Here is a 12,820-nt window from a genome sequence, read left to right as displayed (position 1 = left end):
CGTCATCAGCGTGCCGATTGACGGTCCCAGCTGTCATGCACGGCCGCCGGCAGGCGGTGCTTCATAATGCGCTGGCTGGGAGTGCGCTCGAACTCCTCCACCACCGCGATGTAGCGGGGGTTCTGATAGGGAGCCAGCTGCCGGCCCAGCCAGTCGGACAGCGACGGAATGTCCAGCCTGGCGCCCGCCTTCGGCTTCACGAACAGCTTGATGTCCTGTTCGCCGATCTCCGCCGCCACGCCGATGACGGCGCAATCCTCGACGGCGGGGTGGGTGGCGGCGATATGCTCGATCTCCCAGGCGGAGACGTTCTCCCCCTTGCAGCGCATGCTGTCGGTCATCCGTCCGTGGAACAGCAGCGTGCCGTCGGGCAGCAGGGAGCCGAGGTCGCCGGTGTGCAGCGCCCCTTTCCGCAAGGCCCGCGCCGTTGCCTCCGGATTGCGGAAATAGCCGGTGAACAGGGCGCCAGGCACGCCGGTGCGGACCACGATCTCGCCGCGTTCGCCCTGGGGAACCGGGTTGCCGGTCTCGTCCAGCAGCTGGACGGTGAACCAGGGCATCGGCCGCCCGACCGCGCCGACGGTGCCCTCGTCGTTGCAGGTGGTGATGCTCGACGCCTCGGTCATGCCGTAGCATTCGCGGATCTGGACGCCGAACCGCTCTTCGAAAGGCGTCCAGGTTTCCTTGGGGCAGCCGCCGCCCCAGGCGATGCGCACGGGATGATCGCGGTCCCGCGGGCTCGGCGGCTGCTTCAACAGGATTTGCAGGATGCCGCCCAGGTAGTGGATGTGGGTGGCGCCATAGTCGCGGACCTGATCCCAGAAACGGCTGGCGCTGAAGCGGTCGACCATCGCCAGCGACACCGCGCGGATCAGCGGCAGCACGATCATCTGGGCGCCGCCGATGTGATAGAGCGGTTCCCAGACGAACAGGACGTCGCCATCGCGGGCGGCGGACACGCGGGCCACCGCCTCGCCCGCCAGCCGCATCATGCGGTGGGTGACCAGCGCCCCCTTCGGCCGGCCGGTGGTGCCGGAGGTATACATGATGGCGAAGGGCTCGTCGGGGCCGGGAAGCGCTCCCTCGAACCGGGCGCCACTGTCCAGCATCGGCTCCAGCCGCAGGGCGTCGGCGGGGGTGTCTGCCCCGGCTCCGGCCCCGGCACCAGCCACGATCAGCGGCTTGCCGGACAGGTCGGCGCCGCACTCCGCGATCACCGGGACGAGGTCGGCGTCGGCCAGCACGGCGGCGGGGTCCGAATGGTCCAGGATGTAGCGCAGCCCATCGCCGCGCTGCTGGGCGTTGATCGGGACCCAAACCAGTCCGGCCTTGGCGAGGCCGAACAGCGTGGACAGCACCGCCGGGCTGTTGCGCTGCATCAGCGCCACCCGGTCGCCGGGAACCAGCCCGATCCGCCGAAGCTCCGCCGCGACGCTGTCCGACTGGCGGTCGAGCGCATGGACGGTCAGCGGATTGCCGTTGTAGCGGGCGAACAGGCGCTCGCCGTCGGTCCGCGCGGCCTGGGTCAGCAGGCCGGCGAACCCGGTGTCGAAATCGGACATGATCGATGGATCTCTGAAAGGATGGCAGGGGTGGCGTCTTGATGGCGGCGCTTCAGCGGCCGGAGCGGCGCAGCCGTTCGGCGATCAGCAGGAGCGCCATGACGATGACGAAGACGACGACCGACACCGAGGCCAGCGTCGGGTTCAACTGCAGGATCATGTCGTCCCACATCTGCTTGGGCAGGGTGGTCTTGACCCCGCCGCTGACGAAGATCGCCACGGTCAGCTCGTCGAAGGAGGTGATGAAGGCGAACAGGAAGGCCGCCACCAGACCGCCGCGGATCAGCGGAACCGTGACCCGCATCAGCGTCTGCACCCGGTTGGCGCCGAGCGTCGCCGCCGCCTGGTCCAGGCGCCAGTCGTGGCCCTTCACAACGGCGGCGATGGCGACGAAGGCGAAGGGCAGGGCCAGCACCGTGTGGCCGATGATCAGGCCGAGGTCGGTGGCGACCAGCCCGATCTGGGCGAACAGGTAGAACAGCCCGACGGCGATGACGATGCGCGGGACGATCATCGGCGCCAGGAACAGGGCGAAGATGGCCCCGCGCCAGCGCGAGGTGGAGCGGGCGAGCGCCAGGGCGGCCAGTCCCGCCACCAGGGTCGCCAGTATGGCGGTGGCGAAGGCGACGCCGAAGGAGCGCAGCGTGGCGCCCAGCCACAGGTCCGATCCGAAATAGACCTCGAACCATTTCAGGCTGTAGCCCGGCGGCGGGAAGTCGAGGAAGGGTGAACTTGTGAAGGCGATCGGCACCACCACGACGGCCGGCGCCACCAGGAAGACCAGCACCAGCGTCGAATAGACCGCCGGCAGCCGGTCGCGGCCCCGCTCGCCCAGCACCGGCGCCGTCACCCGCGCCGCCGCGGCGGTGAGCGCCGCCAGGGCCGAAAGGATGCGCTGGCCGGCCTTGCGCATGCCGCCGCCGCCCGTCTTGCGCCGGGCTCCCTCGCCCGACAGGGTGGACAGGCCGAAGACGCGGTCGTAGACCCAGCAGGTGACCAGCGCCGCCGTCAGCATGAAGGTCGCCAGCGCGCCGGCGAAGGCCCAGTTCAGCATCTCCTGGATCTGGGTGATGATCAGCTGCGCCAGCATGGTCTGCTGCGGTCCGCCCAGCAGGGCCGGGACGATGAAGAAGCCCAGCGACGAGATGAAGGTCAGCAGCCCCGCCGCCGCGACGCCCGGCAGCGACAGCTGGAAATAGACCAGCCAGAATGCATGGCCCGGCGCCGCCCCCAGCGTTTCGGCCGCCTGCACCAGCCTGCGGTCGATGCCGGTCATCACCGGCAGCATGGTCAGCACCGCCAGCGGCAGCATCGCGTGCACCATGCCGACCATCACGCCGAATTCATTGTGCAGCATCTCAGGCGCCGGCAGGCCGCCGGCCGACAGGATGCCGTTGATGACGCCGTTCCGTCCCAGGATCACCATCCAGGCGAAGGTCTTCACCAGATAGCTGGTCCAGAACGGGATCATCACCGCCAGCACCATCGCGCCGCGCCTGCGTTCCGGCAATTGCGCCAGCCAGTAGGCCAGCGGATAGCCCAGCAGAAGCGAGAACAGCGCCGTCAGCCCGGCGATGCGGAAGGTGCCCATCAGGACGCGGAAATAGACGCCGGTGTCGACGATCCGGGCGTAATGGTCCCCCGTCCAGGCGCCGGTGTCGGCATCCTGGACGCTGAGTCCCAGCAGCCGCAGGACCGGATAGATGAAGAAGACCGCCAGAAAGGCGATGCCGGGCGCCGCCAGCCAGAGCGGACCGAAGCGCAGCCGCTGCCTCAGGCCGCCCTCGGCGGAGCCGTGCAGGATCGCGGCGCTCATGACACCAGCACCCCAGCGTCGCTGCGCCAGCGCACGGCGACCCGGTCGCCCAGTGGCGGCGGCGACATGCCGCGCCGCAGCCGCACGGTGATGGTGGACTGGTCGCCCAGCGCCACCAGGACGCGGGTTTCCGACCCGGCATAGACGGTATCGACCACTTCGCCCGACACCTCGTTGTCGCCCTCGCCGTCGAGGTCGAGCTGTTCGGGGCGAACGATCAGCGACGCCTCGCCCTGGCCCGAGGCGGCGGTGGCGGCCGACAGGCGGAAGCGGCCCCCGCCGGTCACCAGGATGGGTGCGCCGCCCTCGTCCTGCTGGATGCGGCCGCGGAAGATGTTCGACACGCCGATGAAATCGGCGGCGAAGGCGGTCTTCGGATGGGCGTAGATGTCGTGGGGGGTGCCGATCTGCTCGATGCGCGCATGGTTCATCAGGCAGATGCGGTCCGACATGGCCAGCGCCTCCTCCTGGTCATGGGTGACGTAGATGATGGTGGCGCCGGTCTCGCGGTGCAGGCGCTTGATCTCGTACTGCATGTGCTCGCGCAGTTTCTTGTCCAGCGCCCCCAACGGTTCGTCCATCAGGATGACGGAGGGCTGGTAGACGAAGCAGCGCGCCAGCGCGACGCGCTGCTGCTGCCCGCCCGACAATTCCTTGGGAAAGCGGTCGGCGAGATGCCCGAGATGGACCATGTCGAGCGCGTCGCGCACCCGGCAGTCGAGGTCGGAGGCCGCGACCCCCCGCATGCGCAGGGGGAAGCCGATGTTCTCCGCCACCGTCAGATGCGGGAACAGGGCGTAATGCTGGAACACCAGCCCGATGTCGCGCTTGTGGACGGGGGTGCGGGTTTCGTCGCGGCCGTCGATCAGAATGCGCCCGCCGTTCGGTTCCACCAGCCCGCAGATCATCTGCAGAAGCGTGGTCTTGCCCGAGCCGGAGGGGCCCAGCAGCGTCAGGAACTCGCCCGCCGGGACTTCCAGGCGGGTGGGTTGCAGGGCGACGACGGAGCCGTAGCTCTTGGTGAGGCCATCGACCAGCAGCTTGCAGGCGGGAGGGGCCGTTCCGGGGGAGGGGGACATGGCGGCGGGTCTCCTGTGATGGTCGTCAGCCGAGGATCCAGGCGTTGAAACGCTCGCTCATCTTGGACCGGTTGGCACCCCACCAGTCCTCGCGGGCGATGGTCATCCGCTTCAGATTCTCGGGGAAGGTGGGCAGCGCCTGCGCGCGCTCCTTCGGAATGCTGTCATAGGCCTTGAGGTTGGTCGGGCCGTAGGACAGCGCTTCGGTGAAGATCGCCTGGCGCTGGGGATCGGCGCAGAACTTGATGAATTTGCGGGCGGCGTCGGCACGCGGGTTGCCGCGCGGGATGCCCCAGCCCTCGATGGAATAGAGACCCTGGTTCCACGAGATCTTCACCGGCGCGCCGCCGTCGATGGCGGCCTGGGCGCGGGCGTTCCACAGGGCGATCATGTCCACCTCGCCGCTCTGGATCAGCTGGGTGGACTGGGCGCCGCCGGTCCACCATGCGGCGATGTGCGGGCGGATGCGCTCCAGGCTCTTGTAGGCGCGCTCGACGTCCAGCGGGTAGAGCTGGTCGAGCGGCACGCCGTCCGCCAGCAGGGCCTGTTCCAGCGTGTCGATGGGGTTCTTGCGCAGTGATCGGCGGCCGGGGAACTTCTCGACATTCCAGAAATCCGCCCAGCTCTGCGGCGGGTTGGACGGGAACTTGTCGGTCCGATAGGCGAGGATCGTCGAATAGACGTCCGTTCCCATCCACTGGCCGGTCAGCGCCTCCGGCATCAGCCCCGGCGCTTCGGAGGCCGGGAAATCCAAGGGTTCCAGCAGGTTCTGGCGGGCCAGGATGTCGCGGGCCGACAGGGTCAGGGTGCAGACGTCCCAACTGTAGGACTTCGTCTCGACGATCGCCTTGAACTGGGCGGTCGGTTCGGCCTCGCGGGCGACATTGACGACCTTGATGCCGGTCGCCTTCTCGAACGGATCGTAGAACGCCTTGCGGAAGGCCGGGCTGTAGGGGCCGCCCGGATCGGCCACGGTGATCTGGGTGGTCTGCGCCATCGCCGGCCGGCTCATGCCGGCCGAAAGGGCGACCGGCAGGGCGGCGCCCAGCGCGGTGCCCGCCGCCCCCGTCACTGCGGTGGCAAGCAGGCTGCGGCGGTTGATGGTGAAATCGTCGGTCTTGCCCATGGTCCTAATCCCTGTTCGCTGGCCGGGTCTTGTGGTCGCCCGGTTGATGGAGGAAGCTTCGAAGGGGGGCGGGGACGGCCGCAGGCCGCCCCGCTCCGCCCCGGTCCGGTTTCGGGCGGATGCCCCGTCAGGCCGCCGTCTTGCGCGCGGCGCGCTTTGCCAGGAACTCCTCCATCATCCGCGCCGGTTCGCCCGAGGCGTAGGCTTCGCGCTGGATGCGCACGCCGGCGGCCAGGCAGTCGCGGAAGCCGGCCTCGGTCATCTCGCGGAAGCGCTGCTTGTCGAGGCGCATGGCGACCGGGGGCTTCGCAGCCAGTTCGCCGGCCAACTCCAGCGCTTCGGCCATCACGCGCTCCTGCGGGACGATGCGGTTGATCAGGCCGATGGCGTGGCATTCCTGCGCGTCCATCAGCCGGCCGGTCAGGGTCAGGTCGATGGTGCGGGCCAGCCCGATCATCTCCTTCATGATCCAGGGCCCGGTGGTGCTGGCGATGCCGGAATTGATCTCCGGCTGGCCCATGCGGACGCCGGGATGGCCGACGCGCAGGTCGCCCAGAAGCGCGACCTGGAAGGCGGAACCGGCCGCCACGCCGTTCAGCGCCACCACCAGCGGCTTCGACAGGGTCCGCATGCGGTGATAGAGCCGCTCCCACTCCGCCACCCATTCCTCGGCGCGCTCGGCATCGAAGCTCTTGGTTTCGTTGAGATCCTGCCCCGCACCGAAGGCGCGGTCGCCGGCCCCGGTCAGGATGATGGCGCGGATGGCGCCGTCGGCCTCCAGCCGGTCGAAGGCGACGACCAGTGCGTCGCGCATCGCCTTGTTCCAGGCATTCAGCACCTCAGGACGGTTCAGCGTGATGACGCCGACCGGGCCGCGGGTCTCGGTGAGGATGAAGTCGGTCACGGATGCGCTCCTGTGGAACGGCAGGGCAGTCCGGGGCCGGCGCAACTCTGCGCCCACGGCCGGAATGCCCCGCGGGAAAGGGGATCGAAGGCGGGGTCGCCGCGCCTCGTATTGAATAGCAATACTTTGTATTGATTAGCTTGGCTTGCTTTCGGTACGCTGTCAACGGTATCTCTCACCGCGCACTTTCAGGACCGACCGACATGGCACCGCGCCGATCCACCACCTCTTCACCCAAGGCCGCCGTCAATGCGACAGACGGGACTGCCGGGAGCGCGTCCGCAACCGGCTCCCCGGCCGGAAATGCGCAGGTTGAAAGCGACGGGCAGGAGGGCCGGGCCGCCGATCCCTTGATGGTGATGTCGGTGGACAAGGCGTTTCGCGTGCTGCACGCCTTCGATTACAGCCGCCCATCCATGAGCCTGACCCAGGTCGCCGCCACCGTCGGCATGGACAAGAGCGCCGCGCAGCGCTTCACCTACACGCTGGAGAAGCTGGGCTATCTGCGGAAGGACCCGGTCACCAAGAGGTTCGAACTGACCGTCCGCACGCTGGATCTCGCGCATCACTATCTTCGCAGCAATGCGATGCTGGAACGTGCGATGCCGTACCTGATGCATCTCAGCAAGACGACCGAGGAGACGATCAACCTGACTGTCATGGACGGGCCGGAGATCGTCTTCGTGTCGCGCTTCATGAGCCGGCATGTCCTGAACACCGACGTCATCGTCGGCACGCGGATGCCGGCCTACTGCACCGCCCCGGGCATCGCCATCCTGTCCCGCCTGCCGACGGCGGATGCGGCGGCCCTGATCGACCGGATGGATCTGAAGCCCTACACCCCGCACACCACCTGGCAGAGGGAGGATCTGCTCGCGAAGATCGCGAAATCGGCAGTCCGCGGTTATGCCACCGCGTTCGAGGAATTCTATCACGGCGACCTGTCGGTCGCGGCCGCCATCACCGGGCCGGGGGGAGTGCCGGTGGGGGCGCTGAACATCGCCGTCTCCCGCGCGCGCTTCACCCCGGAGGAGATGGAGGAACGCTTCGCTCCGCTGGTGGTGGCGGCGGCGGGATCGGTCTCGCAACGCTGACGGACCGCTCGACGGGCCAGCCGGGGCGAGCCTGCGGCAAACAAGCTCCGGAATTCAGCGCGCTAATCGGGGTGGAAACCGCCACTCCGCTTGGCATGTGCCGAAGTCCTCGCCATTTCGGCCAACAGCTTGGCCGTCGCAACGGCGAGTTGGTTCTGCGTGTATGGCTTGGCGAGCCGCGGCAGGTCGGCGACGACGCCCTCCGGCAGATCGGCGTATCCCGTGGCCAGCAGAACCGGCAGGTCCGGGGCCATGGCGCGGGCCGCCCGGGCAAGCTCGACGCCGGTCATGCCCGGCATCGCATAGTCCGTCAGCATCAGGTCGACGGCTTGGCCGCTGCGCAGAAGCTCCAGCGCCTCGGTGCCCGAGCTCGCTTCGAGGACCGTGTGCCCAAGGTCGGCCAGCATATCGACGGTGCTCATGGCGATCAGCGCGTCATCGTCGACCACGAGGACCACGGCGGGAGACACGTCGACCGCCGGGGCCGGCGGCAATTCGGTCGCCTGGACCGGTGTGGTGGCCTTGGGCAGCCACAGCTCCACGACCGTCCCCTGGCCCGGAACGCTGGACAGCCGGAATGCACCGCCGGACTGCACCGCCAGACCGTGGACCATCGACAATCCCAGCCCGGTGCCCTTGCCGATGCCCTTGGTCGAGAAGAAGGGCTCGACCGCCCGCGCAAGCGTTTCCCCATCCATCCCTGCGCCGGTGTCCCGCACGCTGACGTGCGGGTAGAAGCCGGGCGGCAGTCCCGAAGCCACGGAAACCGGCGCCTCGTCCACGGTCACGGTGAGCGTGCCGCCGTCGGGCATGGCATCGCGGGCATTGACGGCGAGATTCAGGATCGCCAGTTCGAGCTGGTTGGGATCGATCAGGGCCGGCGCCGATGCCGGCGGAGCGTCGATGCGGATGACGACGCGCGGGCCGACAGACCGTTCCAACAGCGTCTTCATGCCGTCCAGCAGCCCGGCAAGGTCCACCGCCTGCGGCTGCAGATCCTGGCGACGGGCGAAAGCCAGAAGCCTTTGGGTCAGCGTCGCTCCGCGCTGGGCTCCCTGCATGGCGCCGTCGAACAGGCGCTCCGTCGTCGGATCGGCGGGAAGGCGTTTGCGCAGCAATTCCAGATTGCCGAGCACCGCCATCAGCAGGTTGTTGAAGTCGTGGGCGACGCCGCCGGTGAGCTGGCCGAGGGTCTCCAGCTTCTGCGTCTGGCGCAGCTGCTCTTCGGCGCGTTCGCGGTCGCGGATCTCGTCGCGCAGCTGGTCGAGCGTCGCCGCCAGTTCCCGGGTGCGTTCCTGCACCTTGGTCTCGAGCGTCGCGGTAAGGCGCTGCAGCGCCTCCTGCGCCGCCTTCTGGTCGCTGATGTCGACGATGACGGCGAGCGCTCCGGCTGTCTTGCCGGTGGAGTCCTGCACAGGCACGCCGCTGACACGGGTCCAGACCGGCTGACCGCCGGCAGGATGATAGATGAACTCGATGCCGCTGACGGTCTCGCCGCGCAGGGCCCGCATCGCGACATACTGATCCCGGCCCAGGCGGCGGCCCTGCTCATCGTACCCGATCCAGCTCTCCTCGCCATCCGCCCGCTGCGACGGAATGACGGAATCCGGGAAGAAGCGCCGGAATGCCGGATTGGACAGAATGGTCCGGCCGTTCAGGTCCATCAGGTTCACCGCCACCGGCAGGTGTTCCACCAGCGTTTCGAAGCGCGCCCGTTCGTCGGCGAGCTCCGCCAGGAGACGCTCGCGCTCCGCGAGCCTCGCCCGCGCCTCGTACTGCCTGCGCCTGCCGCGCAGGCAGGTCCGCACGACGCTGATCAGGGTCGTCGGGTGGAAAGGGCGCTCCACGAAGGTGACGTTGCCGAGCAGCTCGGTCAGCCGCGCCGCCTCGGGCGTACGTTCGGCACCGTCGCCGCGCAAGGTCAGCAGAATGACGGGAAGGTCCGACCAGGGCGGCTGTGCGCCGATCCAGGCGACGAGCCCCTGGAGATCGGCGGTGCGCACCGCCTCTTCGGCAAGGATGAGCAGTCCGGCCCCGTCCTCCAGCGCCCTGCACAGTGCCGGCAGGTCGGGACAGGCGTGCGCGGCGATTCCGACCTCGCCCAGCAAGGCCGATGCGACGGCGGCGTCCCGTCCATGCGGCGCCAGGATCAGTGCGCGCTCCATGACCGCGGGCAGGCTCAAATCGGATCGTCCTTCAGCAGAAAGCCGCCTTGGCCGACATAGACCGGCACACCGCGCAGCACCCCCTGGAACTCGTCCAAGGGCGGCCCCACGGCGATGCCCTTGTCGTTGATGCGATACTCGCGGATCGTGTCCTCGTGCGGACCGGCGCGCTTCTTGATCACCGAAATCGCCCGCCGGACCCGGCCCAGCGCCTCGAAATAGCGCAGCAGCACGACGGTATCGGCCAGATAGGTGACGTCGACGGGGGCCTGCATGTCGCCGATCAGGCCATGCTGCGCGATGGTGAGGAAGGTCGTCACGCCCTGGCGGTTCAGGTACAGAAGCAGTTCGTGAAGATGCAGGACCAGAAGCTGCTCTTCCGGCATCGCCGCCTGATAGCCGTTGAGGCTGTCGATCACCACGGTGCGGATCTGGTGGTCGTCGACGCAGGCGCGGACCCGGTAGGTGAACTCGCCGGGCGCAAGTTCCGCCGCATCCACCTGCTCGATGATCAGGCTGCCGCTATCACGCATGGCTTCGAGGTCGAAGCCCATCGCCCTGGTCCGGGCGAACAGCAGGCCAAGCTCCTCGTCGAAGACGAACAGCGCCGCCCGCTCTCCCCGTGCGATGGCCGCCACCGTGAACTGAAGCGCCAGCAGCGACTTTCCGGTTCCCGCCGGGCCGATGATCAGGGTGCTCGACCCGCGCTCCATGCCGCCGCCCAGCAGCGTGTCGAGTTCCGCGATCCCGCTGGCCACCCGCTCTCCGGCGAAACCGGTTCGATGCTCGGCGGCGATCAGCCTGGGGAACACCTTGAAGCCGCCGGTGGTGATCGTGCAATCGTGGTAGCCGCCGCGATAGGCCTGCCCACGGTATTTCAGCACCCGCAAGCGCCGCCGCTCCGCGCCGTAGGCCGGCGTCAGCATCTCCAGACGGATCACGCCGTGAGCGATGCTGTGGACCGTCTTGTCCATGGTGTCGGTGGTCAGGTCGTCGAGCAGCAGCACGGTGGCGCCGTGGCGGGCGAAGTAATGCTTGAGGGCGAGGATCTGCCGCCGGTACCGCAGCGAGCTCTGGGCCAGCAGGCGGATCTCCGACAGGCTGTCGAGGACGATCCGCATCGGCTTGCTCCGCCCGATCGCGTCGAACATCAGCTTAGTCGTCTCGCCGAGTTCGAGGTCGGAGGAGTAGAGCAGGCTCTGCTGGTGCGCCTCGTCGAGCAGGCTTTCCGGCGGAACCAGCTCGAACACCGTGATCTCCTCGCCGAGCGTCCAGCCATGTTCGGCTGCGGCGTCGCGAAGTTCGCCCTCGGTCTCCGACAAGGTGATGTAGAGCCCGGTTTCGCCGGCCGCCGCGCCGTCCAGCAGGAACTGCAGGGCAATGGTGGTCTTGCCGGTGCCGGGGCTGCCCTCGAGCAGGAAGACACGGTCGCGGGCGAGACCGCCGGCGAGGATGTCGTCAAGGCCGGTAACGCCGGTTCGCGCCTTGCGCGGCAGTTCAGAGGGGGCGGGCATGGCGGGCCAGGATATCCGTCTTGAGGGTGTCGGGCAGCGCATGCGCCGGAATGCGGTCCAAGGTATCGGCAAGGGCACGCTGCGCATGCCAAAGGTCATGCGCCAGTTGAAGGTCGAGCCAGAAATGGGCGGATATGCCGCAGAGCCGGGCCAGCCGGGCGGCCATCTCGGGCGTGACGGCGGCCGTGCCTGCAAGCACGCGGTGGAGCGTCTGGCGCGCAATCGCCAGTTCCTGGGCGGCCTGGGTCACCGTCAGCCGAAGCTCGGGCAACACGTGGTTGCGCAGAACGGCACCGGGATGAGGTGGAGGATCGGTGGACGGAGACAGTTCTGCAGACATCGATCCTGACCGGAAAACACGGTCGCTCAAATGTAACGCATCGCGCGACAGAGCGCAGCCTGCGCAATCCTCATCGTCCCTTTGTCATAGAGGTGGCGGAAACACGGTAGCAACCTGTGTTAGGGATGCATTTCTCTAAGGGCACTGGAATTTGTTTTACAGCCGGGGCGTGGCAACTGAACGGTCTTGGCGCTCGTCGGCTCCGCTGCCTCAGCTGTTGCTGCTCGACCCTCGGGCTGGTGGGTCGCTATAGTCGTGGCCCGGCCATGCCGGGTCCGCCTCTTCTCCGCCAGCGCCTGGAATCGTGAATGCAAGCCCGTCAATTGGAAGTCTTCTGCATGCTGATGCGCTGTGGAACGGTGACCGCGGCGGCGGCGATGCTGAACATTTCACAGCCGGCCTTGAGCCAGATTCTGCTGCATGCCGAAGATCAGTTGGGGTTCAAGCTGTTCGATCGGGTGCGCGGGCGTCTGGTGCCGACGCAGGAAGCCAACGAGCTGTATCCGGAGGCCGAGCGCATCTTCTCCGAACTCGGCGCCTTGCGCCGGCGCACGGTCGACATGCGCCATGGCCGCACCGGCCTCGTCCGGCTCGCCGCCTCGGCCCCGCCATCCATGTCCATCGTTCCCAAGGCGCTGAGCGCCTTCCGTGCGGCGCATCCGGACATCGTCGTGCGGTCGCTGGTCGCCCCGATCGCCAACATCCGGGACATGTTGCGCAGCGGCGACGTTCTGCTGGGGGTGGCGATGAACGACATGCCCCACCCCGATCTCGATGTCGAAACCGTCGGGCATGCCGAACTGGTCTGTCTCATGCCCGAGGGGCATCGGCTCGCCGGACACGCCCAGGTCGGTTTTGCCGAACTGGCGGAGGAGACGCTGATCTCATACCGCGTGGACACGTTGCCCGGCCGGCTCCTGGCCGGAGCGCTGGAGGCCGAAGGCGGCGTCTACGCCCCGGCGGTGGAGATCGACCTGTCGATCACCGCGCTGCCCTTCGTGCGGGAGGGGATCGGCGTGGCGGTCGTCGATGGGCTTCTGCCGTGGAACCAGTTCTCCGGCATCGTCCAGCGGCCCTTCCGTCCCGGCATCCGCGTGCCCATCGCCATCCTGACCAGCAAGGAGCGCCCGCTGTCGGGCAGCCACGACCTGATGCGCGAGTGCCTGCGCCGGGCCGCCCGCGCCCTGGAACCGGGCGGCAACTGAAGCTTTTGGCCGGAC

The 12,820-nt window shown here is 68.3% G+C and carries 10 protein-coding genes; 2 read left to right on the top strand and 8 right to left on the bottom strand.

Annotation, left to right across the window (positions count from 1 at the left end; all coding sequences use genetic code 11):
• Nucleotides 1–5: 5 nt before the first annotated feature.
• From ACWPKK_RS16905 to ACWPKK_RS16885, 5 genes are all read right to left on the bottom strand, one after another.
• Nucleotides 6–1,562: an AMP-binding protein gene (locus ACWPKK_RS16905; protein WP_452006323.1), complete on the bottom strand. Its 1,557-nt coding sequence runs from the start codon at nt 1,560–1,562 to the stop codon at nt 6–8.
• Nucleotides 1,563–1,614: 52 nt separating this feature from the next.
• Nucleotides 1,615–3,378 carry an ABC transporter permease subunit gene (locus ACWPKK_RS16900; RefSeq protein WP_452006320.1) on the bottom strand — a complete coding sequence of 588 codons (1,764 nt, stop codon included), beginning with the start codon at nt 3,376–3,378 and terminating at the stop codon, nt 1,615–1,617.
• Nucleotides 3,375–4,457, bottom strand: coding sequence for an ABC transporter ATP-binding protein (locus ACWPKK_RS16895; protein ID WP_452006317.1), 1,083 nt, complete (start codon nt 4,455–4,457; stop codon nt 3,375–3,377). Before ACWPKK_RS16895 ends, ACWPKK_RS16900 begins: the two co-directional genes overlap by 4 nt.
• A gap of 25 nt (nt 4,458–4,482) precedes the next feature.
• Nucleotides 4,483–5,583 (bottom strand): ABC transporter substrate-binding protein, encoded by a 1,101-nt coding sequence (locus ACWPKK_RS16890; RefSeq protein WP_324864252.1) that lies wholly within the window; start codon nt 5,581–5,583, stop codon nt 4,483–4,485.
• A gap of 127 nt (nt 5,584–5,710) precedes the next feature.
• Nucleotides 5,711–6,487: an enoyl-CoA hydratase/isomerase family protein gene (locus ACWPKK_RS16885; protein ID WP_452006313.1), complete on the bottom strand. Its 777-nt coding sequence runs from the start codon at nt 6,485–6,487 to the stop codon at nt 5,711–5,713.
• A gap of 203 nt (nt 6,488–6,690) precedes the next feature.
• Here ACWPKK_RS16885 and ACWPKK_RS16880 point away from each other — a divergent pair, with 203 nt between their 5' ends.
• Nucleotides 6,691–7,581 carry an IclR family transcriptional regulator gene (locus tag ACWPKK_RS16880; RefSeq protein ID WP_452006311.1) on the top strand — a complete coding sequence of 297 codons (891 nt, stop codon included), beginning with the start codon at nt 6,691–6,693 and terminating at the stop codon, nt 7,579–7,581.
• Between the two features lie 62 nt (nt 7,582–7,643).
• Here ACWPKK_RS16880 and ACWPKK_RS16875 read toward each other — a convergent pair whose 3' ends face one another.
• Genes ACWPKK_RS16875 through ACWPKK_RS16865 form a run of 3 tightly spaced genes read right to left on the bottom strand, consistent with a single transcriptional unit; the run spans nt 7,644 to nt 11,600 of the window.
• Nucleotides 7,644–9,746: an ATP-binding protein gene (locus ACWPKK_RS16875; protein ID WP_452006679.1), complete on the bottom strand. Its 2,103-nt coding sequence runs from the start codon at nt 9,744–9,746 to the stop codon at nt 7,644–7,646.
• A 14-nt stretch (nt 9,747–9,760) separates the two neighbouring features.
• Nucleotides 9,761–11,260, bottom strand: a complete 1,500-nt coding sequence (locus ACWPKK_RS16870; protein WP_452006309.1) for an ATPase domain-containing protein — start codon at nt 11,258–11,260, stop codon at nt 9,761–9,763.
• Nucleotides 11,244–11,600: a HigA family addiction module antitoxin gene (locus ACWPKK_RS16865; protein ID WP_452006307.1), complete on the bottom strand. Its 357-nt coding sequence runs from the start codon at nt 11,598–11,600 to the stop codon at nt 11,244–11,246. Before ACWPKK_RS16865 ends, ACWPKK_RS16870 begins: the two co-directional genes overlap by 17 nt.
• Nucleotides 11,601–11,908: 308 nt before the next feature.
• On the opposite strand from ACWPKK_RS16865, the gene ACWPKK_RS16860 reads away from it, so the two are divergent.
• Nucleotides 11,909–12,805, top strand: a complete 897-nt coding sequence (locus tag ACWPKK_RS16860) for a LysR family transcriptional regulator (RefSeq protein WP_452006304.1) — start codon at nt 11,909–11,911, stop codon at nt 12,803–12,805.
• Nucleotides 12,806–12,820: the final 15 nt, after the last annotated feature.

It is taken from the genome of Azospirillum largimobile, assembly GCF_977007025.2.
Note: the sequence above shows the minus strand (reverse complement) of the source record. Positions and strands in the feature narration are given on the sequence as shown.